General features: G+C 56.5%; 23 protein-coding genes. 11 read left to right on the top strand and 12 right to left on the bottom strand.

Features of this window, described 5'->3' with window-relative positions:
- Positions 1-19: 19 nt before the first annotated feature.
- The gene (locus CSK29544_RS18095) at positions 20-1,645 is read right to left on the bottom strand and encodes an ABC transporter substrate-binding protein (protein WP_007898030.1); all 1,626 of its coding nucleotides are present in this window, start codon (positions 1,643-1,645) and stop codon (positions 20-22) included.
- Between the two features lie 259 nt (positions 1,646-1,904).
- Here CSK29544_RS18095 and yccA point away from each other — a divergent pair, with 259 nt between their 5' ends.
- Together yccA and tusE are read left to right on the top strand one after the other, a co-directional pair.
- Positions 1,905-2,564 (top strand): FtsH protease modulator YccA, encoded by a 660-nt coding sequence (yccA, locus tag CSK29544_RS18100; RefSeq protein ID WP_004385411.1) that lies wholly within the window; start codon positions 1,905-1,907, stop codon positions 2,562-2,564.
- Positions 2,565-2,671: 107 nt separating this feature from the next.
- Entirely contained in the window at positions 2,672-3,001 is a 330-nt protein-coding gene (gene tusE, locus CSK29544_RS18105; protein WP_029038932.1) for a sulfurtransferase TusE, read from the top strand.
- On the opposite strand, the gene yccX is transcribed toward tusE, so the two are convergent.
- Positions 2,998-3,279 (bottom strand): acylphosphatase, encoded by a 282-nt coding sequence (yccX, locus tag CSK29544_RS18110; protein WP_007866613.1) that lies wholly within the window; start codon positions 3,277-3,279, stop codon positions 2,998-3,000. The two genes, tusE and yccX, sit on opposite strands and share 4 nt — an antisense overlap.
- Positions 3,280-3,367: 88 nt before the next feature.
- Here yccX and rlmI point away from each other — a divergent pair, with 88 nt between their 5' ends.
- A complete protein-coding gene (gene rlmI / locus CSK29544_RS18115) occupies positions 3,368-4,558 on the top strand; it encodes a 23S rRNA (cytosine(1962)-C(5))-methyltransferase RlmI (protein WP_007898034.1) in 1,191 nt (396 codons plus the stop codon).
- Between the two features lie 59 nt (positions 4,559-4,617).
- Positions 4,618-4,935 carry a heat shock protein HspQ gene (gene hspQ, locus CSK29544_RS18120; RefSeq protein WP_004385415.1) on the top strand — a complete coding sequence of 106 codons (318 nt, stop codon included), beginning with the start codon at positions 4,618-4,620 and terminating at the stop codon, positions 4,933-4,935.
- Between the two features lie 27 nt (positions 4,936-4,962).
- Here the strand turns inward: hspQ and CSK29544_RS18125 are convergent, their stop codons facing one another.
- On the bottom strand, positions 4,963-5,376 hold the full coding sequence (locus CSK29544_RS18125) for a CoA-binding protein (protein WP_007898035.1): 414 nt from the start codon (positions 5,374-5,376) through the stop codon (positions 4,963-4,965).
- A gap of 160 nt (positions 5,377-5,536) precedes the next feature.
- Between CSK29544_RS18125 and mgsA the strand changes: the two genes are divergently transcribed.
- On the top strand, positions 5,537-5,995 hold the full coding sequence (gene mgsA, locus CSK29544_RS18130) for a methylglyoxal synthase (protein WP_004385417.1): 459 nt from the start codon (positions 5,537-5,539) through the stop codon (positions 5,993-5,995).
- A gap of 1 nt (position 5,996) precedes the next feature.
- Here mgsA and helD read toward each other — a convergent pair whose 3' ends face one another.
- Entirely contained in the window at positions 5,997-8,051 is a 2,055-nt protein-coding gene (helD, locus tag CSK29544_RS18135; protein ID WP_029038931.1) for a DNA helicase IV, read from the bottom strand.
- A 126-nt stretch (positions 8,052-8,177) separates the two neighbouring features.
- Between helD and CSK29544_RS18140 the strand changes: the two genes are divergently transcribed.
- Together CSK29544_RS18140 and yccS are read left to right on the top strand one after the other, a co-directional pair.
- A complete protein-coding gene (locus CSK29544_RS18140) occupies positions 8,178-8,624 on the top strand; it encodes a YccF domain-containing protein (protein ID WP_004385418.1) in 447 nt (148 codons plus the stop codon).
- A 14-nt stretch (positions 8,625-8,638) separates the two neighbouring features.
- Complete coding sequence (gene yccS / locus CSK29544_RS18145; RefSeq protein ID WP_029038930.1) at positions 8,639-10,774, top strand: YccS family putative transporter; 2,136 nt, start codon at positions 8,639-8,641, stop codon at positions 10,772-10,774.
- Here yccS and CSK29544_RS18150 read toward each other — a convergent pair.
- On the bottom strand, positions 10,765-11,379 hold the full coding sequence (locus CSK29544_RS18150; protein WP_007898057.1) for a TfoX/Sxy family DNA transformation protein: 615 nt from the start codon (positions 11,377-11,379) through the stop codon (positions 10,765-10,767). The genes yccS and CSK29544_RS18150 overlap by 10 nt on opposite strands.
- Before the next feature lie 217 nt (positions 11,380-11,596).
- Between CSK29544_RS18150 and sulA the strand changes: the two genes are divergently transcribed.
- Both sulA and ompA read left to right on the top strand, forming a co-directional pair.
- Entirely contained in the window at positions 11,597-12,103 is a 507-nt protein-coding gene (sulA, locus tag CSK29544_RS18155) for an SOS-induced cell division inhibitor SulA (RefSeq protein ID WP_004385420.1), read from the top strand.
- A gap of 356 nt (positions 12,104-12,459) precedes the next feature.
- Entirely contained in the window at positions 12,460-13,503 is a 1,044-nt protein-coding gene (gene ompA / locus CSK29544_RS18160) for a porin OmpA (RefSeq protein ID WP_004385421.1), read from the top strand.
- Positions 13,504-13,687: 184 nt separating this feature from the next.
- Here the strand turns inward: ompA and matP are convergent, their stop codons facing one another.
- On the bottom strand, positions 13,688-14,143 hold the full coding sequence (matP, locus tag CSK29544_RS18165) for a macrodomain Ter protein MatP (protein WP_007849091.1): 456 nt from the start codon (positions 14,141-14,143) through the stop codon (positions 13,688-13,690).
- A gap of 183 nt (positions 14,144-14,326) precedes the next feature.
- Between matP and CSK29544_RS18170 the strand changes: the two genes are divergently transcribed.
- Together CSK29544_RS18170 and fabA are read left to right on the top strand one after the other, a co-directional pair.
- Entirely contained in the window at positions 14,327-16,084 is a 1,758-nt protein-coding gene (locus tag CSK29544_RS18170) for an AAA family ATPase (protein WP_032976065.1), read from the top strand.
- 68 nt (positions 16,085-16,152) lie between these two features.
- Positions 16,153-16,671: a bifunctional 3-hydroxydecanoyl-ACP dehydratase/trans-2-decenoyl-ACP isomerase gene (fabA, locus tag CSK29544_RS18175; protein WP_004385423.1), complete on the top strand. Its 519-nt coding sequence runs from the start codon at positions 16,153-16,155 to the stop codon at positions 16,669-16,671.
- A 68-nt stretch (positions 16,672-16,739) separates the two neighbouring features.
- Here fabA and rmf read toward each other — a convergent pair whose 3' ends face one another.
- The 6 genes from rmf to rlmKL all read right to left on the bottom strand — a co-directional run bounded on the left by rmf (position 16,740) and on the right by rlmKL (position 24,672).
- Positions 16,740-16,907, bottom strand: a complete 168-nt coding sequence (gene rmf, locus CSK29544_RS23335) for a ribosome modulation factor (RefSeq protein WP_004385424.1) — start codon at positions 16,905-16,907, stop codon at positions 16,740-16,742.
- Between the two features lie 255 nt (positions 16,908-17,162).
- Positions 17,163-17,726, bottom strand: coding sequence for a membrane integrity-associated transporter subunit PqiC (gene pqiC / locus CSK29544_RS18180; RefSeq protein ID WP_007898070.1), 564 nt, complete (start codon positions 17,724-17,726; stop codon positions 17,163-17,165).
- Positions 17,723-19,363 (bottom strand): intermembrane transport protein PqiB, encoded by a 1,641-nt coding sequence (pqiB, locus tag CSK29544_RS18185; RefSeq protein WP_007898074.1) that lies wholly within the window; start codon positions 19,361-19,363, stop codon positions 17,723-17,725. Before pqiB ends, pqiC begins: the two co-directional genes overlap by 4 nt.
- Positions 19,353-20,621, bottom strand: a complete 1,269-nt coding sequence (gene pqiA, locus CSK29544_RS18190; RefSeq protein ID WP_029038929.1) for a membrane integrity-associated transporter subunit PqiA — start codon at positions 20,619-20,621, stop codon at positions 19,353-19,355. Before pqiA ends, pqiB begins: the two co-directional genes overlap by 11 nt.
- 16 nt (positions 20,622-20,637) lie before the next feature.
- Entirely contained in the window at positions 20,638-22,548 is a 1,911-nt protein-coding gene (locus CSK29544_RS18195; RefSeq protein WP_007898080.1) for an ABC transporter ATP-binding protein, read from the bottom strand.
- A 6-nt stretch (positions 22,549-22,554) separates the two neighbouring features.
- Entirely contained in the window at positions 22,555-24,672 is a 2,118-nt protein-coding gene (gene rlmKL / locus CSK29544_RS18200) for a bifunctional 23S rRNA (guanine(2069)-N(7))-methyltransferase RlmK/23S rRNA (guanine(2445)-N(2))-methyltransferase RlmL (RefSeq protein ID WP_007898082.1), read from the bottom strand.
- Positions 24,673-24,766: the final 94 nt, after the last annotated feature.

A 24,766-nucleotide genomic window follows, 5' to 3' on the forward strand; every position in this document is an offset into this window, starting at 1 on the left:
TAACGGCGTCGCGCTCCGGTTAATGTTTTTTGATGTACATATCTTTTGTGTAGTAGAAGCCCAGGTTATTGGAGTAAAAACCGCCAACCCAGGGTTTCACCATATGGGTACGCACGTAGTGATAGACCGGAATCGCAGGCACATCCTGAGCCAGGATCGTTTCCGCCTGCTGATAATATTTCCCGCGTTCGGTGGCATCAGCGGCTTTTGAAGCGTTCGTCAGGACCTCGTCATACGCTTTGTTGGTATAGCGCGAGGTGTTCTGGCTGTCGCCGGTGCGGTAGTTATTCAGGAAGGTCGAGGCGTCGTCGTAATCGGCGTTCCAGGCGTAGCGTACCACGTCAAAATTGCCGGTGTGTTTACTATCCAGCATGGTTTTCCACTCCTGGTTCTGGAGCTTTACCACCACGCCGAGATTTTTCTGCCACATGGAGCTTGCCGCGATGGCGATGCGCTGGTGCGATTCCAAAGTGTTATAGAGCAGATTAAACGTGAGCGGATGCTGCGCATTGAAGCCTGCCTCCTCCAGCAGTTTTTTCGCCTCGCTGACGCGTTTTTCCAGCGGCCAGCTGGCGTACTCCGGCGGCGCAATTTTCACGCCGCCAATTTCAGGCTGGCTGACCACCCACGCCGGACGCTGCCCCTGCGCCAACACTTTTTGGGCGATGATGTCTTTGTCGAGCGCCATGTTGAGCGCGCGGCGCACACGTGGATCGTTAAACGGCGGTTTGCTGGTGTTAAATTCGTAGTAATACGTCGCCAGCAGTGGAGAGACATTAACCTGATCGGGCAGCGTTTTTTTCAACTGCGTGAACTGATTGAGTGGCACAGTACTGGTGATGTCAATTTCGCCCGCTTTATAGCGATTCAGATCCGCTGTTTCAGCGGCGATCGGCAGATAAGTCACTTTATTAATGACGGTCTCTTTGTCGTTCCAGTAGCGTTTATTACGCTCGGCCACGATCTTTTCATTCACCACCCAGTCGGTGACTTTGTACGCCCCGCTGCACACGAAATGCTCCGGCCGCGCCCATTTATCGCCGAAACGCTCAATGGCGGTTTTATCGATGGGCACCAGCGACGGGTGCGCCAGCATCGACAGGAACGCCGCGGTGGGCTGCGTCAGCGTCACCTGAATGGTATTGTCATCCAGCGCCTTCACGCCCAACGTGTCGGTCGGCTTTTTGCCGTTGGCGATGTCAGCAGCGTTTTCAATATTCATGTTGCCCGGAAAGCTGGCATAAGGAGAGACGGTTTTCGGGTCGACCAGACGCCGCCAGCTCCAGACCACATCTTCCGCCGTGATAGGCTCGCCGTCAGACCAGGTCACGCCTTTGCGCAGATGAAACGTCCAGACGGTGTTGTCTTTGTTTTCCCAGCTTTCTGCGAGCCGCGGTTCAATCGAGCCATCTTTACGCACCGCCACCAGCCCTTCAAAAACGTCGCTGATGATGTTGAATTCAACGTCGCTCTCCACTTTATGCGGATCGAGCGAGGCAGGCTCGCTGCCGTTGTTGCGCACCAGTTCCTGTTTTGCCGCCAGCTCAACGCCTGCCGGCACCTGCGCCGCATACGCCGTCGCGCATGCGCCGGAAATGACGGCAGCGATGAGAGAAAAAGTCAGAGCCTTATGATTCACTTTCATTTTCCACGCCTTGTGTGTTGTTGTGATGTGTCGTTAACACTGATAGTCGCGCGCCGGGTTTCATGCAACGGTTTTACGTCATATATAAGAGGGGGATCTGAAAGCGCGTCGGGGCAGCCCGGTTTTTATGATATAAACGCCTTTTCTGAGTCCTTGTTTTTAGAGAAATAAAGCAGCGTAAAGATGGGTAAAAGGGCTTTTCCCGTTGCGTGCTACCTTCTATGCTCGGAAACTAAACACCTGTAATGAGAGACTACTCATGGATCGCTTAATTACCTCTGCGCGCGACAGACAGTCGCTGCTTAGCACCCATAAGGTTCTGCGTAACACCTATTTTATGCTGAGCCTGACGCTGGCGTTTTCCGCGATCACCGCGACCGCCAGTACCGTATTCGCACTGCCATCGCCGGGTTTGATTCTGACGCTGGTCGGTATGTACGGCCTGATGTTCCTGACCTACCGCCTGGCCGATAAACCGAGCGGCATCCTGGCGGCGTTCGCCTTCACCGGCTTTCTGGGCTATATTCTGGGGCCGATGCTGAATGCCTATCTGTCTGCCGGTATGGGCGATGTCATCGCACTCGCGCTTGGCGGCACCGCGCTGGTGTTCTTCTGCTGCTCCGCCTACGTGTTGACCACCCGTAAAGATATGTCTTTCCTGGGCGGTATGCTGATGGCGGGCGTGGTGGTTGTGCTGATCGGCATGGTGGCGAACATCTTCCTGCAGCTTCCTGCGCTGCACCTGGCGATTAGCGCCGTGTTTATTCTGCTTTCTTCAGGCGCGATCCTGTTTGAAACCAGCAATATCATCCACGGCGGCGAAACCAACTACATTCGCGCGACCGTCAGCCTGTATGTGTCGCTCTACAACATCTTCGTGAGCCTGCTGAGCATTCTGGGCTTCGCGAGCCGCGACTAACGGTTAACCGAAACTGCGCTTAAGCCCCGCCCCGTGCGGGGCTTTGTTTTTTCTGGCGGCGGGAATTTGCTACACTGCGCGCTGTGTGAATCAGGGCAAAAATGCGTATGTTAACGTTTGAAGGTAAAGAGTTTGAAACCGACGCCGAGGGCTATCTGAAAGTCTTCGACGCCTGGAACGAAGGCCTGGCGGAAGTGATTGCCGAAAAAGAAGGCATCACGCTCACGCCAGAGCACTGGGAAGTGGTGCGCTTCGTGCGCGAGTTTTATATCGAATTTAATACATCGCCGGCTATTCGCATGCTGGTCAAAGCGATGGCGTCGAAATTTGGCGAAGAGAAAGGCAGTAGCCGCTATCTCTATCGCCTCTTTCCGAAAGGCCCGGCAAAGCAAGCCACTAAAATCGCGGGTCTGCCGAAACCCGTGAAGTGCATTTAATAGCGAATACGGAAATCCTGGTAATCTTCCGCGGGCGAATGCGGCTCGGTCAGCACCTTTTCCACATGGGCGCTGCGCGGTCCGCCCGCTTTCAGCCAGGCGATTAACTTCTCCACCTGCTCGGCCTCGCCGCAGGCCAGCACCTCCACGCTGCCGTCGTCCAGATTACGCGCATAGCCGGTCAGACCCAGCCGCGTCGCTTCATGCTGCGTGGTGTAGCGAAACCCGACGCCCTGTACCCGGCCATGTACCCAGGCCATTGTGCATTGTTGTGCCATAGCGGTTCTCCTTTGCAGTGGCGTTGCATTTCCCGGCTGAAGTCGGGAGAATGGCGCCCATTTTCTTTGAATCACAGAATAGCAAATTATGAGCGTACGTTTAGTGTTAGCCAAAGGGCGCGAGAAATCTCTCCTGCGCCGCCATCCCTGGGTCTTTTCCGGTGCCGTCGCGCGCATGGAAGGTAAAGCCGCACCGGGTGAAACCATCGACATCGTCGACCATCAGGGAAAATGGTTAGCACGCGCCGCCCTCTCCCCCGCTTCGCAGATCCGCGCGCGCGTCTGGACGTTTGATCCGAATGAAACCATCGATATCGCCTTTTTTACTCGCCGCCTGCAACAGGCGCAGCAGTGGCGCAACTGGCTGGCGAAAAAGGACGGGCTCGACAGCTACCGTCTTATCGCTGGTGAATCGGACGGCCTGCCGGGCGTGACGATTGACCGTTTCGGTAATTTCCTGGTGCTGCAACTGCTCTCGGCGGGCGCGGAATATCAGCGCCCGGCGCTGGTGTCGGCCCTGCAGGCGCTCTATCCGGAATGCGCCATCTATGACCGCTCCGACGTCGCGGTACGTAAAAAAGAAGGTATGGAGCTCGCGCAGGGGCCGGTCAGCGGCGAACTGCCGCCGGATCTGCTCGCGATTGAAGAGCACGGCATGAAGCTACTGGTGGATATCAAAGGCGGCCATAAAACGGGGTATTACCTGGATCAGCGCGACAGCCGTTTCGCCACGCGCCGTTACGTAGAAGACAAACGCGTGCTGAACTGCTTCTCTTACACCGGCGGTTTTGCCGTTTCTGCGCTGATGGGCGGCTGCCGCCAGGTCATCAGTGTCGATACGTCGCAGGACGCGCTGGATGTGGCGAAGCAAAACGTTGAGCTGAACAAGCTTGATATCAGCAAAGCAGAATTCGTGCGCGATGACGTCTTTAAGCTGCTGCGCAAATATCGCGACCAGGGCGAGACGTTCGACGTCATCGTAATGGACCCGCCGAAATTCGTTGAGAACAAGAGCCAGCTTCAGGGCGCATGCCGCGGTTATAAAGACATCAATATGCTGGCTATCCAGCTGCTTAACCCTGGCGGCATTTTGCTGACGTTCTCCTGCTCCGGGCTGATGACCACCGATTTATTCCAGAAAATTGTTGCCGATGCCGCAACAGATGCGGGGCGTGATGTACAATTTATAGAGCAGTTCCGTCAGGCCGCCGATCACCCCGTGATCGCGAGCTACCCGGAAGGTCTTTATCTGAAAGGGTTTGCCTGTCGCGTCATGTAGCTTGAAAAGGAATGCTCCGCCCTTATATACAGGGTATGAACGTTTCCCGGGAGGTGACAATGATTGCCAGCAAATTTGGTATCGGCCAGCAGGTTCGTCATTCTCTTTTAGGGTATTTAGGGGTTGTGGTGGATATCGACCCTGAATACTCGCTTGATGAACCTGAAGTCGATGAACTGGCGGTAAACGCCGAGCTGCGCGCCGCGCCGTGGTATCACGTCGTGATGGAAGACGACGACGGCCAGCCCGTGCACACCTATCTTGCAGAAGCCCAGCTCAGTGGCGAAATGCAGGAGGAACATCCGGAGCAACCCTCTATGGATGAACTGGCGCGATCCATTCGCCAGCAGCTCCAGGCACCCCGTCTGCGTAACTAAAAAAACCCGGCAACGCCGGGTTTTTTATTACTGTAAAAGACCGAGACGCGGAATTTCTATCGCCGGACAGCGGTCCATCACCACCTTCAGCCCCGCATCGCGCGCCAGTACGGCGGCCTCTTCGTTGATGACGCCAAGCTGCATCCAGAGCGTTTTTGCGCCGATCGCAATCGCCTCCTGCGCAACCCCCCACGCGGCCTCGGAGTTACGGAACACATCCACCATATCGACTTTTTCCGGCACGTCAGCAAGCGTGGCGTATCCCTGCTGGCCGAGCAGCGTTTTGCCCGCCACTTTCGGCGAGACGGGGATAACGTGATAGCCTTTATCCAGAAGATACGACATGACGCGATAGCTCGGACGGTCCGGTTTATCGCTCGCGCCCACCAGCGCGATCGTTTTGGTGCTCTGTAAAATCTCTGCGATATCAGAATCTTTCATTTTACCTCCCCGTTAGCTCAGTCCTTTCAGTGTATGCCAAAGGCGTCGGGCGCACCATGCGACGACGGTAAGCAGAAACGCACACAGTTTTTGCCGGCTTCGCTTGCAGCCGCCATCACTTCCAGTAATCTGTAGGCAGTTATGTAATCCGGAAAATAATATGGAACTGACAACCCGAACCCTGCCAGCCCAAAAGAAAATCGCCCTGGTGGCGCATGACCACTGCAAATCGATGCTGATGAAATGGGTGGAGCGCCATAAAGCGTTGCTGGCAAACCATACGCTGTATGCAACCGGCACCACAGGCAATCTGGTACAACGCGCGACCGGTCTTGACGTCAACGCCATGCTGAGCGGCCCGATGGGCGGCGATCAGCAGGTAGGCGCGATGATCGCCGAAGGCAAAATCGACGTGCTGATTTTCTTCTGGGATCCGCTCAACGCCGTGCCGCACGATCCCGACGTCAAAGCGCTGCTGCGCCTTGCCACCGTCTGGAATATCCCGGTGGCGACCAATCTCTCAACCGCGGATTTTATTATCCAGTCGCCGACCTTTAGCGACACGCTGGATGTGTTAATCCCCGACTATCCGCGCTATCTCGCCGAACGCCTGAAATAAGTTACGGCTTACGAGCCGTCGGTACGCCGAGACGCGTCAGCGCTTCGACAAACACCGACGGCGCCGCTTTGTCATACAGCAGCCAGACCCGGTGCCGCGCGCGGGTCAGCGCCACATAGAGCAAACGCCGCTCTTCGGCATCCGGGAAATCCTCCGGTGGCGGCAACAGCGCCTGTTCCATGATGGATTCCCGCGCTGGCGCCGGAAAGCCTTCCCGCCCCTCGTTCAGCCCGAGAATAATCACATAATCCGCCTGCTGCCCTTTGCTGGCGTGAATCGTCATAAATTCCAGTTGCAGCTTCGGCCAGCGGGTCGCGGCCATTTCCAGCGCCGCCGGGCGCAGATGGTGGTAGCGCGCCAGCACCAGAATGCGCTCGTCAGGGCGCACGTAACCGCTCATCTTATCAAGCAGCGCCTCCAGTTGCTCCTGCGCAAGCAGCGTCACGGCGTTCTTGTCACCCGCGCGCAGACTGTTGAGCGGTTTTTCACGCTGGTGCGGGTTTTGTTGAATGAAGCGATTAGCGATATCGCCGATGCGCCCGTTAAAACGGTAGGTGGTATCCAGCGCGCACTGGTCGCCCCGGCCAAAATGCGCCTCAAACGCCGTCGTTAGCGAAAGCTGCGCGCCGCTAAAGCGGTAGATAGCCTGCCAGTCGTCACCCACCGCAAACAGGCTGGTGGCGGAGTTCTGACGCCGCAGGGCAGCCAGCAGGGCCGCGCGCTGCGGCGAGATATCCTGAAACTCGTCCACAAGAATATGCTTCCACGGACTGACGAACCGGCCTTTTTCCAGCACATTGATGGCCTGATGGATAAGCCCGGAAAAATCGACGGCCTCTTCGGCTTTTAGCGCGGCTTTCCAGGCTTTCAGCAGCGGTGCCATCAGTTTGACGCGCTTCTGGAACAGATCGCGTACCTCGTCGGGCGCGGCGGATATCATCTCGGCCTGCGAGCCGCCATGCATGCGCATCAGCCCCAGCCAGCGGTCGAGACGGCTCGCCAGCCGTTTGCCCAGCGTCTCGTCCTCCCAGAAATCGCCGTCCTCAACGTCCCACTCCAGCTCGTCGGTAAGCCACTGTCGCCACCCCTTCGCCTGCGCTTTTTTCTCGCGGCACTGTTCCCGCCAGGCGTTCAGTAAGAGTTCATGGCGCGCCGCGGTATCGTTTTCCAGCTCGCTGACGCGCGGGGTTTTCCGCCCGCCCTGGCCGATAATTTGCAAGGCCAGCGCATGAAACGTGCGTGCGGTGATGGCATCCGTATGCAGCCGCGCCTGAAGCCGCTCTTCCATTTCTTTGGCAGCCTGACGCCCGAACGCCAGCAGCAGGATCTGCTCCGCCGTCGCCTCGCCGCGCTCAATAAGCCAGCCTGCGCGCGCCACCAGCACGGAGGTTTTGCCGCTCCCGGCGCCGGCCAGTACCAGCAGCGAGCTTTCGCCGTTGACGACAGCCCGCGCCTGCGACGGATTCAGCGGCGAGCTTTCAATCTGCGAGAAGAAATCGGCGTAGCGCGTCAGCATCGCGTCGGTATAGGCCTGATTATGCAAAAGACGCTTCGCCTCGCTGTCGGCAAGCCAGGCCTGACATTCGCGCCAGGCCTCGCGGCAGTTATCGAACGCCTCAAGGCGCGATGTCGGCATCGGCAGCGCCTGCAACGCCCGGCGCAGCGCGTGACACAGCGCCTCCCCCTCTTCACGCTTAAGCCATTTTTCCTGGGATTCGCTACTGCGAAGTTTCTCCTGCCAGGCATTTAGCACCCCTGCCGCCACCTCGCTCATCTCCTGGCTCCACTGCTGCCAGAGCGCCATCAGATGATGGTAAAAGCGCTGGGTTTCCGCCCATTCGGTACCGTGCAGACGAACGACTTTGTTATCCGGCAGCGTAAATTCCAGCTCCCCCCAGACAAGCCCCCGACGGCATTCAATGCCCAGCAACTGATTAAACGGGATCAGATATTCATGCTTATCCCCGGAGACTTTCACTCCGGCGGTGAGAATTTCTGCGCGATCATAGGGATGCTGCGCCAGACGTTTACCCAGAGAGGTTGCTTTCAGTTCCATGAGGCTGCCAGTCAATAGTGTTATGAGGCTAAGTTTACCCGCCTGCGATATCACGCTCCAGACCCAAAACGCGTTACAATTGTTGTGGTTATCACTCCGGCGCTCTGCCGACGCTTTTGAGGTTTTATGCGTACTGTTTTAAATATTCTGAATTTCGTCCTGGGTGGCTTCGCCACGACGTTCTCCTGGCTGGTGGCGACGCTTGTCAGCATTATTTTTATCGTGACGCTGCCGCTGACGCGCTCCTGTTGGGAAATCACTAAACTGTCGCTATTGCCGTACGGCAATGAAGCGGTGCATGTCGATGAACTTGACCCGGCGGGCAAAAACGCCCTGCTGAACACCGGTGGCACGCTGCTGAATGTTTTCTGGCTGGTGTTTTTCGGCTGGTGGCTGTGCCTGCTGCATATCGCGACCGGCATTGCGCAGTGTGTCACTATCATCGGCATCCCGGTAGGCATCGCAAATTTTAAAATCGCCGCGATTGCGCTCTGGCCGGTTGGGCGTCGCGTCGTCTCCGTGGAAACCGCGCAGGCAGCCCGCGAAGCCAATGCCCGCCGCCGTTTCCAGTAAAAACGGATGCGCTCATGATGCTCAATCCTCTGCTTCACCGTCACGCCTGGAACAGCGCGTGGCTCACTAACGTGCGCATTTTTATCGCGCTGTGCGGGACGGCGGCGCTGCCCTGGTGGCTTGGCGAGGCGAAGCTGACTATTCCGCTGACGCTTGGCGTTGTGGCCGCAGCACTCACCGATCTCGACGACCGCCTGACGGGACGCCTGCGCAATCTGCTGATTACGCTGGTCAGCTTTTTCATTGCCTCCGCTTCGGTGGAACTGCTGTTTCCGTGGCCGTGGCTGTTCGCCGCCGGGCTGACGGTCTCGACCATCGGTTTTATTTTGCTTGGCGGCCTCGGACAACGCTACGCGACTATCGCCTTCGGCGCGTTGCTTATCGCCATCTATACGATGCTCGGGGTTTCACTCTATGAGCACTGGTATCAGCAGCCGCTGCTGCTGCTCGCAGGTGCGGTCTGGTACAACCTGCTGACGCTTGCCGGGCATTTGCTCTTTCCGGTGCGTCCTCTTCAGGAAAATCTCGCCCGCTGTTATGAACAGCTGGCGCACTATCTGGAAATTAAATCACGTTTTTTTGACCCGGATATCGAAGACGAAAACCAGGTGCCGATGATGGAACTGGCGATGGCGAACAGCCAGCTGGTCGCGACATTAAACCAGACCAAAGCCTCGCTGCTCACCCGCTTGCGCGGCGACCGCGGTCAGCGCAGCACGCGCCGTACACTGCACTACTATTTTGTCGCGCAGGATATTCACGAGCGCGCCAGTTCGTCGCATATCCAGTATCAGACGCTGCGGGACACCTTCCGCTACAGTGACGTGATGTTCCGCTTCCAGCGGCTGCTTTCGATGCAATCGCAGGCGTGTCAGCAGCTCGCGCGCTCTGCGCTGCTTCGTACGCCCTATCAGCATGACCCGCGTTTTGAGCGCGCGTTTACGCACCTTGACGCCGCACTCGATCGCACCGCCGCGGCCGGTGGCTCGGCATCAGAAATTAAAGCCGTGCGCTTTCTGGTCGCGAATCTTAAGGCTATCGACGCTCAGCTCGCGACGATCGAATCAGAACAGCCGTTTACACAAGCAGATGCCAGCGGGAGCGAGCACAGCCTTGCCGATGATAGCCTGAACGGCTTTAGCGATATCTGGTTTCGCCTGACGCGTAATCTGACGCCGCAGTCCGCGCTGTTCCGCCATGCGGTGCGGATGTCCGTTGTGCTGTGCGTGGGCTACGCCTTTATTCAGTTCACCGGGCTGAACCACGGCTACTGGATTTTGCTGACCAGCCTGTTTGTGTGCCAGCCGAACTACAACGCCACGCGACATCGCCTGACGCTGCGCATTATCGGCACCCTGGCGGGCGTGGCGGTCGGTATTCCGGTGCTTTATTTCGTGCCTTCGCTGGAAGGCCAACTGGTACTCATCGTGATTACCGGCGTGCTGTTTTTTGTGTTCCGCACAGTGCAATACGCGCACGCCACGCTGTTTATCACGCTTTTGGTCTTGCTGTGCTTTAACCTGCTGGGCGAAGGGTTTGAAGTCGCTCTGCCGCGCGTGGTGGATACGATAATCGGCTGCGCTATCGCGTGGTGTGCCGTGAGCTTTATCTGGCCCGACTGGCGTTTTCGCCGGTTGCCGGTGGTGCTGGAGCGCGCGCTTAACGCCAACTGTCGCTATCTGGATGCCATCCTTGAGCAGTACCATCAGGGGCGCGATAACCGTCTCGCGTATCGCATCGCGCGTCGCGACGCGCATAACAGCGATGCGGAGCTGGCCTCGGTGGTGTCGAACATGTCCAGTGAGCCTCGCGTCAGCGCGCAGATGCGCGAACTCGCTTTCCGCTTTCTGTGCCTGAACCACACGCTGACCAGTTATATTTCAGCTCTGGGTGCTCACCGCGAAAAACTGACGCGCCAGGAGATCCTTTCTCTGCTGGACGACGCCGTCTGTTATGTGGATGACGCGCTCCATCATCAGCCTGCCGATGAAGCGCGAGTAGAAAACTCACTGACGCAACTGGCGCAGCGTATTGAACAGATAGAGCCGCGCCAGGAGAGTAAAGAGCCGCTGGTGCTTCAGCAAATCGGGTTGTTAATCTCTATTTTGCCGGAAATCAGTCGACTGCAGCGTCAGCTTATTCAGGACTGATTTTGCACCGAAAGCTGCATAAACCACTCCAGCAGCTCCTCGCGAATGTGCACAGGTAACGCTGCTTCATGGGTGCCGATGATGGCACCCTGAAGCGCATACAATACTTGCAGACTGAGATTTTTCCGGGCTTTGCGCAGCTTAAGCCAGCACTCTTTCGCACCGTATGCGCAGAGCGTTTCCACATCGCGTATTCCCGCTTCCCACAATGAGACTTCCAGCTGAACATTGAGATTGGGCAGATCTTTGACCCGCCGCTCGCGGGCACGCTCGTTTTTTTCCGCCTGCGCGCAGGCCAGCGCCATTCGTGCGTGATCGCGCAGCAAGGAGGGTGAATTCCAGAGCGTGTCATCTACAAGATAATAATTGAGGCTGATATGACGGCCGCGTCGGGTACAGACCAGCATCGGCGGATTGTGGGCGTGCTGGTAGTCACGACTCTCATTGCTGGCGCGCAGGTATAGTTTTCCTCCTGCCAGCATGGCGAACACGGCGTCATCAATGGCAAGGCTATAGCCGCCAAACAGTGAACGATGGGTAACATTTCCCAAAGATGAAAGTGTATTCTGCACCCGAACCAGCGTGTCAGACGAAGATTTATCCATGATTATTCCTTTTATATCAAACAGTAATGGATGAAAAATTCCATTAGCGTTTCCCTTAACAGGAACATATGAAAGTTGTGCGCCGTGAGCAATCCGAATTTTGTTTTAAGTGGAACGAGATGCGAAATTTGCGAGATGCTTTCCGAAATTTCGATTGATCTTTGGTCGCGCCAGCATTACTGTATATGCATACAGTAACTAGCGAGGCTGGACCTTTATGTACTCTTCTCATCAAAATCGCGCGTATGGCTCACGTCGTCTGGCAAAAGAAACGGCGGGCGCTTTGGCTCAGGCGGAAACCCGAGGCCTGATCAGTGAAGTGATGTACAACGAAGACCAGCCGTGGATGACGCAACTGGTCCTGCTGCCGCTCTTGCAGCAGCTCGGGCAGCAATCCCGCTGGCAGCTCTGGCTGACTCCGCAGCAACGTCTTAGCCGTGAATGGGTGGAATCCGCTGGTTTGCCGCTGACCAAAGTGATGCAAGTCAGCCAGATGAACCCGCAGGTTACGCTTGATTCTATGATCCGTGCGCTGGAAACCGGCAACTACAGCGTGGTAATTGCCTGGCTGCATGACGATCTAACGGATGATGAACATCGCCGTCTGACTGCAGCGGCCGAGAAAGGTAACGCCATGGGTTTTTTAATGCGTCCTGTTCAACCCTCTCTGCCGGGTGACCGACCACGTTCTGCCTTAAGAATTCACTCTGGCATGGTGCATTAATCTTTTTTAGGATAATTCCTGGTAATTTTTTGTGCATGTCTCTTTATCAGAAGCGATAGTGGTGAATGAACGGCCAGACGGGCACTCACGTCCGCTTTCGCACTTTACGAGCGATTAAAATTTCCTCAAAAATGTTAAATTTTGCTTTCGCAAGTTGTTTTTTTTCATATGCCTGACGGACTTCACACTTGTAAGTTTTCAACTACGTTGTAGACTTTACCTCGCTAGGGTGCTCATCAATAAACCGACATTATCGGTAGAGTAACCATTGAGCTATACCCCGGTGAAGGATTTAACCGTGAACTTTTCCCAAGGAAAAGCGCATGGCCTTTTTGGATGATAACGAGGCGCAAAAAATGAAAAAGACAGCTATCGCGATTGCAGTGGCACTGGCTGGCTTCGCTACCGTAGCGCAGGCCGCACCGAAAGATAACACCTGGTACGCAGGTGGCAAACTGGGTTGGTCCCAGTTTCACGATACCGGCTTTATCCCTAACGACGGCCCGACTCACGAAAGCCAGCTGGGCGCAGGCGCGTTCGGTGGTTACCAGGTTAACCCGTACGTTGGTTTCGAAATGGGCTACGACTGGCTGGGCCGCATGCCGTATAAAGGCGACACTGTAAACGGCGCTTTCAAAGCTCAGGGCGTACAGCTGACCGCTAAACTGGGTTACCCGGTAACCGACGACCTGGACGTATACACCCGTCTGGGCGGCATGGTATGGCGTGCTGACTCCTCTTCTAACATCGGCGGCGACGACCACGACACCGGCGTTTCTCCGGTATTCGCTGGCGGCGTTGAGTGGGCGATGACCCGCGATATCGCTACCCGTCTGGAATACCAGTGGGTTAACAACATTGGTGACGCGCAGACTGTTGGCGCTCGTCCGGACAACGGTATGCTGAGCGTAGGTGTTTCCTACCGTTTCGGTCAGCAGGAAGATGCAGCTCCGGTTGTAGCTCCGGCTCCGGCTCCGGCTCCGGAAGTACAGACCAAGCACTTCACCCTGAAGTCTGACGTTCTGTTCAACTTCAACAAAGCGACCCTGAAACCGGAAGGTCAGCAGGCGCTGGATCAGCTGTACTCTCAGCTGAGCAACCTGGATCCGAAAGACGGTTCCGTCGTGGTTCTGGGCTTCACCGACCGTATCGGTTCTGACGCTTACAACCAGGGTCTGTCCGAGAAACGTGCTCAGTCTGTTGTTGACTACCTGATCTCCAAAGGTATCCCGTCCAACAAGATCTCCGCACGTGGTATGGGCGAATCCAATCCGGTCACTGGCAACACCTGTGACAACGTGAAACCTCGCGCTGCTCTGATCGAGTGCCTGGGTCCGGATCGTCGCGTAGAGATCGAAGTTAAAGGCGTTAAAGACGTTGTAACTCAGCCGCAGGCTTAAGTTAAACGTTTAGAAAAACCCCGCTACGGCGGGGTTTTTTGTTGGCCGGAAATCTTGTCATTTGGATTGAATTTCTGATGAGATGCGCTTAAGCGCATTATTTCCTTTTACAGCCAGAAGTAATTTCTCTGCTGCATGTAGTAGCAAAAAATAACCGCCTCGCCCTCTCATGAGCCTTCTCGGGTTACTCTTTCTTCCCCAGCAATGCCTGTAAATCCTGTTTCAGCGTCGACATATGGTTTTCATATTTCTCTTTGCGCTCGGCGTCTTCAATCAGTTGCACGATTGTTTCTGAAAGCGTGATGCCGCGGCGCTGCGCAAGGCCTGCGAGACGCTGCCAGACCATAAATTCCAGGTCGATGGATTTTTTACGGGTATGCTGATGCTCAGCATTAAAATGCCGCTTACGACGGGCGCGAATCGTCTGTTTCAGGCGGTTTTGCAGCGCCGGGTTCATATGCTGATCAATCCAGCCCAGCACTCTTACCGGTTCGTTTTCCATACCCAGCAAGAGATCCACCGCCTCTTTCGCGGCGCTGGCTTCAACATACCGGGTGATCAGCTCGCCTTCGCGATGCTTTTTCACCAGATATTTCCACTTCCAGCCGCTTTCCAGATTTTCGAGTTGTTGGTATTTCATTGCGATCTCAGGATGACCGTGTAACTCATTTCAGGATAACAGTTTTTTTTCGATTCGCTGAGGGGAAATAAACGTCTGTGACGCATGGGGAGATTCTGCGGGGCAATAGTGGCATTTCCGGTGTGTTGATCCGCCCATTACGCTATAATCTCGCCTTTTACATCTGACTAAAAAACCTCGACATTGACCATTAACAGACTTACATCACAAGCGCTTGTACCCGATACGGAGACCTTCCGGTCCCGCTTTGCTGAAATGGATGCCGGTTTTGCAGACGCGCTTGATTTTGAGGCGCTTCAACCTCGCCTTCACGACGGACTGAGCCAGCTGTGCGCGCCACGTCCTGTAAATGATTTCATGCTGGTTAAGGCTGACGAAGAGAAGCCTTTGCTGGAGCTTATCGCCAGTACCGCGAAAGCATTACTGCCGCATCAGTCAGAACTGGTCGGCGGTCATTATCGTATTGAAAACCAGAGCGTGACGCTGACACCACCGAATGCGACACCGGGCGATTTCGCCGTGCAGCGCGATGTGGTTGTCGCTACCTGGGCTGATGCGGGCGAGCTGTTTGGCTGTGTCAGACAGTTTGCAGGCCAGATTTCGCTTGAGCCGGGCCTGGTACATAAAGCCAACGGCGGCATTCTGGTCGTGCCGCTGAAAACACTGCTTCTGCAGCCGCTCTTGTGGCTGCGTCTGAAGCAGATGGTCGTCACGAAACGCTTCGACTGGGTCGCTCCGGACGAGACCCGCCCGCTGCCGGTGTCTGTTCCTTCTCTGCCTCTTGACCTTCGCGTCGTGCTGGTAGGCGATCGCGAATCACTGGCGGATTTCCAGGAGATGGAGCCCGTACTCGCGCAGCAGGCTATCTACAGCGAATATGAAGACGACCTGCAAATCGCTGACGAAGACGATATCGCGCTCTGGTGCAGTTGGGTCTGCGCGCAGGCCGCCCAGCTTGCGCTGCCCGCACCGGCATACGACGCCTGGCCCCTTATCATTCGTGAAGCCGTGCGCTATACGGGTGACCAGGAAACGTTGCCGCTCGATCCGCTCTGGATGGCGCGTCAGTTAACTGAAGTGGCCGCCTTTTGCGACGGCGCGACATTCACCGCAGCGCAATTTTCTGAGATGCTCGCGCGCCGCGCCTGGCGTGAAGGGTATCTCGCAGAGCGTATGCAGGATGAAATTCTGCTCGGCCAGCTGCTGGTCGAAACCGAAGGCGAGCGCATCGGTCAGATTAACGCGCTCTCGGTGGTGGAATTTCCTGGGCATCCGCGCGCGTTTGGCGAGCCATCGCGCATCAGTTGCGTGGTGCATATTGGCGACGGCGAATTTACCGATATCGAGCGCAAGGCTGAACTCGGCGGCAATATCCACGCCAAAGGCATGATGATCATGCAGGCGTTTCTGATGGCTGAGCTGGATCTGGAGCAACAGATGCCCTTCTCTGCCTCGCTGACGTTTGAGCAGTCCTATAGCGAAGTGGACGGCGACAGCGCCTCAATGGCCGAGCTGTGCGCGCTTATCAGCGCGCTGGCCAATGCGCCGCTCACTCAGCAGATTGCTATTACCGGCTCCGTGGACCAGTTTGGCCGCGCGCAGCCGGTCGGCGGGCTGAATGAAAAAATCGAAGGCTTCTTCACCGTCTGTCAGGCCCGTGGCTTAACGGGCAAACAGGGCGTGATTATTCCTTCCGCTAACGTGCGTCATTTATCGCTGAATCAGGCGATTCTGGACGCGGTCGATCAGGGGCAGTTTTCCATCTGGGCGATTGATGATGTCACAGATGCGCTACCCTTATTAACGACTCTCCCGTGGGATGGCGAAGGCCAGACGACACTGCTTGGGGTTATCGGCGAGCGAATCGCGCAGGCGACGCAGCAGGATATTCGTCAGCGTCCGTGGCCGTTACGCTGGATGAACTGGTTTAACCACAACTGATCGGACTTGTTCAGCGTACACGTGTTAGCTAACCTGCGGGCTTCACTAAAATAAGGCATACTGAGAACATGGTAGACAAACGCGAATCCTATACGAAAGAAGACCTTCTTGCCTCCGGGCGCGGCGAGCTGTTCGGCGCGAACGGCCCACAACTGCCGGCACCCAACATGTTAATGATGGACCGCGTGGTGAAAATGACCGAAACCGGCGGTAACTTTGATAAGGGTTACGTGGAAGCGGAACTGGATATCAACCCGGATATGTGGTTCTTTGGCTGCCATTTCATCGGCGATCCGGTAATGCCAGGCTGCCTCGGCCTTGACGCTATGTGGCAGCTGGTCGGCTTCTACTTAGGCTGGCTGGGCGGCGAAGGTAAAGGCCGCGCGCTGGGCGTGGGCGAAGTGAAATTTACGGGTCAGGTACTGCCGAGTGCGAAAAAAGTGACCTATCGCATTCACTTCAAACGCGTAGTCAACCGCCGTCTGGTAATGGGCATTGCCGATGGCGAAGTGCTGGTTGACGGCAAACAGATCTACACCGCGACTGACCTGAAAGTGGGCCTGTTCCAGGACACCTCCGCTTTCTGATAGCTTTTCTCAGCATTCAGAAAGGCGAAACCTCCGCATAGCGGAGGTTTCTTTTTAAAGAGACAAGCTCACGCAATCTGAGCCCTGTCCTCCATGGCTTCTCGCCAGCCTCCCAGCCAATAAGACCTCTGATTCAGGGTCTGGTAAGGACACATTTCTTTCGAGCGTCCGGTGATACCGGCCTGATAACCACGATGATGTGCCCGTTCCAGGCGATCTCTTTTTTGTCTCTTCATGCCTCGTTTCCCTCATTTCAGGTCTGGTGGAAAAGAAAACAGTGATTACATTTTGCGCAATCACCCTTTACGAATACCTGTAAACCTAGGGAACGTCAATGCGCAAAATTCACGCCAATGTCATATTTGTGAGCTACTCTGGACAACATTTATACAAAAATTGAGCAGGCGTTGAGCTTATCTGACTGGCATAAAAGAGAAAGCCGCCGCCCTCTTTAAGAAGAAGACGACGGCTTTTAACATCATTCGAAATTTTTATGGCTGACGCGCAACCTCATCGGCAATGGTTTTAGCCTGCTGCTGCCAGGCCTGCGCCAGCGTTTTCACCATCGCGTCATAACCATCCTGTTGCTGCTTAAGCTCAGTATAGAAAGGCCGCTTGATAAGATGCCCTTTGTGCTTGAGTAGCCATTCGCCGCTCACAATCACGCGCCCGTCATACCGGCCATGAAAGCCGGTCACGTTGACGTTCAGCGTATCCTGCTCGGCCCCCAGCGGCTGGGCGGAAACCACCCAGCCCGGCAGCGTGGCGCTCAGATTCGTCACCAGCGTATTACGCAGTTGCTGATCCAGCGGGCTGGCCCATAGGTTCTGGCTGGCGATGACATACTGCACGTCGGTCGTCTGGTAGACCACGCCGTTACCCGCGAGATAATCGGGCACCGACACCTGCTCCACCCAGAGCAGATGCTGACTGTCCATCGGCGCGCTGCGGGTCACCGGCGCCGTAGACGCCGGGAGCTGATACCAGGTGGTTTCCTGCGTGGTGCTACAGGCGCTCAGTAGCGCAACGGCGACAAACGGGAGCCATTTTTTCATTCTTTCGCCCTCTTCGGCTGCGGGTCCTTTTTCTCTTTCGATTCAAACACCAGCGCGTTGCTCTTCTCATTGAGCGTGCGCAGCACCGGCTGAAGCTCACGCAATACCTGATCCAGACGCTGCATATCCGCCACCATTTTGTTATAGGCGGCAGATCCCGGCTGGAAGCCCTGCATGCTGCGATTAAGCTCACGCAGCGTTTTCTGCATATCCGCCGGCAGCTCCTGCGCCGACTGGCTGGAGGTCAGCTGATTCAGGTTATCGAGCGTCGTCTGCAGTCGGCGCATGGTGCGCTGGCTTTCCGAGAGCGTATTGGTGGCCTGTTCAATCATCGGGTTGAGCGGCAGATTGTTAATTTTATCCAGCGTATCCATCAGACGCTGCTGGATTTGCGCAAGCCCGCTGCTCACCGTCGGGATCACCGGATATCCATTAAAGCTCGCCATATCGGTCACAGGGGGCGCCTTCGGATAGAAATCGAGATCGACAAACAGCTGCCCGGTCACCAGATTGCCGGTTTTGAGCGTGGCGCGCAGGCCTTTCTTCAACAGTTCATGCATATGACTGGCGATGTTCGGATCTTCGCCAATCTGATTCGCCAGACGCTCCGGCTCAATACGAACCAGCACCGGAATGCGGTAATCGGTAGTGACCGCCTGATGCAAGCCAGGTACAAAGAATGGCACCTGCGCAACAGTACCGAGACGAATGCCACGAAACTCTACCGGCGCGCCAGGCTGCAGACCGCGAATGGTGTCTTTAAAGAACATCAGGTAATCGATATGTTCGGTATAGAGCGACTCCTGAATGCTGCGCTGATCGTCGTAGAGCGTAAACGCGGTCTTCTCCGCCACCGGCTGGCCGAGTTCCCAGCCGTCCGGGACATCAAAACTGACGCCGCCGCTAAACAGCGTGCTAAGCGATCCCATTTCCACGCGCATACCGGAGGAGCTGAGATCGACCGCGATCCCGCTGTCTTTCCAGAAACGCACGTTGCTGGTCACCAGCCGATCGTTCGGCGCATTAATGAAAAGCTGATAGCTGATGGATCGCTTTTGTGGGTCAAACGTACTGGTTTCCACCGAACCGACGCGATAGCCGCGAAACAGCACCGGATCGCCGGGGTTAAGTTGCCCGGCTTTGTTACTGTCGAGGATGACCCGAATACCTTTGGCATCCGGCGGTGCCAGCGGCGGCGCGTCGAGCAGCTTGTAAGATTCCGGCACGCTGCCTTTCGAGCCCGGCTGAAGTTCAATGTAAGAGCCGGAAAGCAGCGTATTCAGGCCGGTAACGCCTTCGCGCCCAATTTGCGGCTTCACCACCCAGAAGACGGAATCGCTATACAGCAGCTTTTCCATACCGGGGTTCATACGCGCTTTAATTTCGACGTGATGCAAATCATCCGTTAGTACCGCGCTTTCCACCACGCCCACATCGACGCTGCGGCTCTTGATAGTGGTTTTACCCCCTTCAATGCCTTCCGCGTTGGTGGTCATCAGCGTCACGACCGGCCCCTGATGGCTGTAGTGATAAAACAGGATCCAGGCGCCGATAAGCGCGGTAATAATCGGGAAGATCCAGACAGGCGACCAGTTCTTCACCCGTTTAATCTTCGCTTCCCCGCGATTATTTTCCATGTTCGGGTAACTCCTCATAACTTGAATCAGACTCACGGTCCCAGGAGAGACGCGGGTCAAAGGTCATCGCGGCAAACATGGTGACAATCACCACCATCGCAAACATGACCGCTCCCCAGGCCGGATAAATATTCATCAGCGCGCCCATACGGACCAGCGCAGACAGCACGGCAATCACAAAAACGTCGATCATTGACCAGCGGCCGACAAACTCTACCACTTCATACATCAGATGCATTCGCTCGCGCTCCTGACGGCCATAGCCTTTAGCATCAAGGCACAGCCAGCCGAGGGCAATCATCTTAAGCGTCGGCACCATAATACTGGCAAGGAAAATCACCAGCGCCACCGGGTAAGAGCCTTCGTTCCAGATAAGGATTACGCCCGCTATAATGGTGGAAGGCATTCTGTCGCCGAGCAGATCGGTAATCATGATAGGCAGCAGATTCGCGGGCAGATAAAGCATAATGGAACAGACCAGCAGCGAGACCGTCCACTGGAGACTGTGTTTGCGGCGAACGTGACCGTACGTATGGCAGCGCGGACAGCGCCCCTCTTCGCCCGTAAGGATAGCGGTGCAGCACGGGCACGCGCGCAACCCCTGACGGATACCAGCGACGCCTACTTTCAGCGGCTGAGATACCGTCGGCATCGGCGCGATATCGTTCCAGAGCCAGCGGCGGTCGACGCACTGAAAAGCACGAAGCTGCAGGATGCAGAAGAGACACCAGGGGATAAAGCTGCTGCCAATGCCGATATCGCCATAGGCAATCAGCTTGACGAAACTCACCAGCACGCCCGCGAGGAAAATTTCCGCCATCCCCCAGCTGCGCAGCTGAAACAGTACGCGGGCCATCGCGATTTTAAGCCGTGGCGGCAGCGTAACGCGGTTGACCAGTAACAGGATGGTGACCAGACAGAACGCGGGCACCAGCTGAACAAACAGCATAAACAGCGAGCCGAGGCTCGCGTAATCTTCGTTAAACAGCACGCGCGGAATTTCCAGCATTGTCACTTCGCTGCTGACGCCCGCCGCTTCCATATTGACGAAGGGAAAAAGGTTGGAGAGCAGCAACATGAACAGCGCCGCCAGCGCATACGCCGTCGGACGCTGGCGGGGTGCCGCCCACTCGACGGCAAGCGTGGTGTCACAGCGAGGGCAATGCGCCTTTTGTCCCGGCATTAGCGCCGGGAGCCTGACCAGAAGATCGCATTGCGGGCAGAGCATATGCTCGCCCGCATGATGACGTTCACGCATGCGGGTTCCTGAATAATCAGCCGTTTTTAAGTGATTCAAGATATTCCCAGCGCTCAAACGCTTCTTCCAGTGCCGCTTCGGCAGCGCTCAGCTGCGCCAGCACATCCTGCGTTACGTCGTGAGGCTGGTTAAAGAACGACGCATCGCTGACTTTCGCCTGCAATGCCTCAAGCTCTGCCTCCAGCGTCTCAAGACGGGCGGGCAGCTGTTCCAGTTCGCGCTGCAAGTTATAGCTTAGTTTGTTGCTGCCTCGTTTGACAGTTTCTGCCTTCGACTCCGCCACCGGCTCCGGCTCCGCTTTTTTCGCCGTCGTCTGCTGCATCGCGCGCGACGACGCCTGCTGACCACGGGCATCGTGATAGCCGCCCACATACTGGCCGATACGGCCTTCGCCTTCGAAAATCCAGCATTCGGTCACGGTGTTGTCCACAAACTGACGATCGTGGCTCACCAGCAGCACGGTACCCTGATAGCTGTCGATAAGCTCTTCCAGCAGTTCCAGCGTTTCGACGTCGAGGTCGTTGGTCGGTTCATCGAGGATAAGCAGGTTACTGGGCTTGAGGAACAGACGCGCCAGCAACAGGCGGTTACGTTCACCGCCGGAGAGCGCACGCACCGGCGTCATGGCGCGCTTCGGATGGAACAGGAAGTCCTGCAGATAGCCGAGCACGTGGCGCGGTTTGCCGTTGACCATCACTTCCTGTTTGCCTTCGGCCAGGTTGTCCATCACGGTGCGTTCCGGATCGAGCTCCGCGCGGTGCTGATCGAAGTACGCCACTTCCAGTTTAGTGCCGCAATGCACGCGACCGCTGTCAGCTTTCAGCTGGCCGAGCATCAGTTTAAGCAGCGTGGTTTTACCGCAGCCGTTTGGCCCCACCAGCGCGATTTTGTCGCCGCGCTGTACCTGGGCGGAGAAGTCTTTCACCAGCACTTTCTCGCCGAGGCGGTAATTGACGTTCTCCAGCTCAAAGACGATTTTGCCGGAGCGGGTCGCCTCTTCCACCTGCATCTTCGCGCTGCCCATCACTTCGCGGCGTTCGCCGCGTTCGCGACGCATCGCCTTCAGCGCACGCACACGGCCTTCGTTACGGGTACGGCGCGCTTTAATGCCCTGGCGGATCCATACCTCTTCCTGCGCCAGCTTGCGGTCAAATTCGGCGTTTTGCAGCTCTTCAACGCGCAGCGCTTCTTCTTTCGCTACCAGATATTTGTCGTAATCGCCCGGGTACGACACCAGCTTGCCGCGGTCAAGGTCGACGATGCGCGTCGCCATATTGCGGATAAACGAACGGTCGTGCGAGATAAAAACGATACTGCCGGAGAACGATTTCAGGAAAGTTTCCAGCCAGTCGATGGTTTCGATATCCAGATGGTTGGTCGGCTCATCGAGCAGCAGCACGCGCGGCGCGCTGACCAGCGCACGGCCCAGCGCCGCTTTACGCAGCCAGCCGCCGGAAAGCGACGCGAGCGGCGTGTCGGCGTCAAGCTCCAGCTGCGCCAGCACTTCGGTAATGCGGTTTTCGAGCTGCCACAAATCGTGGTGCTCCAGCATCTCCTGCACTTTCGCGAGCTCTGACAGGTTTTTATCGCTCGGATCGCTCATTACCAGATGTGAAATCTGGTGATAACGCTTCAGGTATTCAGCCTGCTCCGCCACGCCTTCGGCAACAAAATCATAAACGCTGCCAGCGACATTTCGCGGCGGGTCCTGTTGCAGACGTGCGACCACCAGATCTTGCTCATAGACGATGCGACCATCGTCCAGCGGCAACTCATGGTTAATGATTTTCATCAGGGTCGATTTACCGGCCCCGTTACGCCCTACCAGACAGACACGCTCATTTTCTTCGATATGCAGTTCAGCATTATCGAGCAGCGGCGCGTCGCTGAATGAGAGCCAGGCGCCATGCATACTGATTAACGACATAATGCTTTATTCCTTGGTCTGGTGAGTAACAAGCCAGCAATTGTGGATCTGGCGGTTGCGCGCGAAGTCCTGAGAGAGCGTTTTTTGTGTGATGTCTTGCGCTTTCAGGCCCAGGGCCGCAAGCCCTTCGTTATCCATCTTGAACCCACGCTTGTTATTGGAAAACATAATTGTCCCGTCGCGACGCAGCAGACGCTTGAGATCTTTCATCAGGCGCAGATGATCGCGCTGCACGTCGAACGTCTCCTCCATACGCTTGGAGTTAGAGAATGTCGGCGGATCGATAAAGATCAGGTCGAACTGCTCATCGCTCTCGGCAAGCCAGCTCAGGCAGTCGGCCTGGATCAGGCGATGCGCGCGGCCGCTCAGCCCGTTAAGACGTAAATTGCGCTCCGCCCACTCCAGATATGTGCGCGACATATCCACCGTCGTGGTGGAGCGCGCGCCGCCGAGGCCCGCATGCACGCTGGCACTGCCGGTATAGGAGAAGAGGTTCAGGAAATCTTTGCCTTTACTCATCTGGCCGAGCATCCGGCGCGCGATGCGGTGATCGAGGAACAGGCCGGTATCCAGATAATCTGTCAGGTTGACCAGCAAACGCGCGTTAAATTCATGCACTTCCATAAACTCGCCCTTCTGGGCCAGTTTCTCATACTGATTTTTGCCTTTCTGGCGTTCGCGGGTTTTCAGCACCAGCTTATTCGGCGCAAGGCCGAGCACCGAGAGCGTGGCGGCAATCACGTCGAACAGACGCTGGCGCGCTTTTTCCGGCTCGATGGTTTTCGGCGGCGCATATTCCTGAATCACCACCCAGTCGGCATAGCGGTCCACCGCCACGTTGTAATCCGGCAGGTCGGCATCATACAGGCGATAACATTCAATGCATTCCTGTTTCGCCCACTTCTCCAGCTTCTTCAGATTTTTACGCAGACGGTTGGCGTAATCCTCTGCCACCTGGGCCATTGCTGCGCCCGGCTGCGTCGGGGCCAGACGATAGTTTTTCTGTACGCAATCAAGTGGGCCGTTTTTCGCTTTGAACTGGCGGTCAGCACGCAGTTGCAGGCAGCTTAACAGCTCTGGCGAGGCGCTAAACAGCGACAGATTCCAGCCGCCGAACTGGTTTTTCATAATGCGGCCGAGCAGGCTGTGCAGCGCGATCAGCGCCGGTTCACTCTCCAGACGCTCGCCGTAAGGCGGGTTGCTGATAACGGTGCCGGTCGGGCCTTCCGGCAGCGGATTGGTCAGATTCGTCACATCCTGCGCGGCGAAGGTAATGATGTCGGCAAGACCGGCGCGACGGGCGTTGGTGCGGGCGCGCTCAATGACGCGCGCATCGTTATCGGAGCCGTAAAAACGCGAGGCATATTCGCTAAGACCGCGACGGGCGCGCACCTGCGCTTCAGTTTTCACCTCTTTCCAGAGGCTTTCGTCATGCTGCGCCCAGCCGTTAAAGCCCCAGTGGGTACGATGCAGGCCCGGTGCGCGATCGGTGGCGATCATCGCCGCCTCAATCAGCAGCGTGCCGGAGCCGCACATCGGGTCAAGCAGCGGCGTGCCCGGCTGCCAGCCGGAGCGCATGACAATCGCTGCCGCCAGGTTCTCTTTGATGGGGGCCTGGCCGGTACGATCGCGGTAGCCACGCTGGTGCAGGCCTTCGCCACTAAGATCGATGGCGATGCTGGCGGTATCTTTATTGAGCCAGACGTTAATGCGCAGATCCGGCAGCTCGCGATCCACGCTCGGACGCGGCAGATTTTTGCGGGTGAAAGCGTCGACAATCGCGTCTTTCACCTTCATGGCGCCATACTGGCTGTTGCGGATGGTGTCGTTAAGACCGCTGAAATGAACGGCAAACGTGGCGTCGGGCGCGAAAATGCTCGTCCAGTCGATGGCCTGAACGCCCAGATAGAGGTCCAGATCGCTGTACACCGCACACTCGCCAAGCGGCAGCAGAATACGCGACGCAAGACGGCTCCACATCAGGCTTTGATAAACCAGAGCCGCATCGCCCTGAAAATGCACGCCTCCCTGAACCACCTGGCACTCCTGCGCGCCCAGGTTTTCCAGTTCAGTTTTTAACAGCTCTTCGAGCCCACGCGCCGTACTGGCAAACAAAGCTTTCATATCGTCACTTCAGTAAAAAGAAAATTGTGGCGCATTATAGCCAATCCCGCACGCATGTCATAAAGTTGCCCTTCTATTTCTTATGCCGGGAGGG

Origin of the sequence: Cronobacter sakazakii (assembly GCF_000982825.1) — a bacterium.
GTDB lineage: Bacteria > Pseudomonadota > Gammaproteobacteria > Enterobacterales > Enterobacteriaceae > Cronobacter > Cronobacter sakazakii.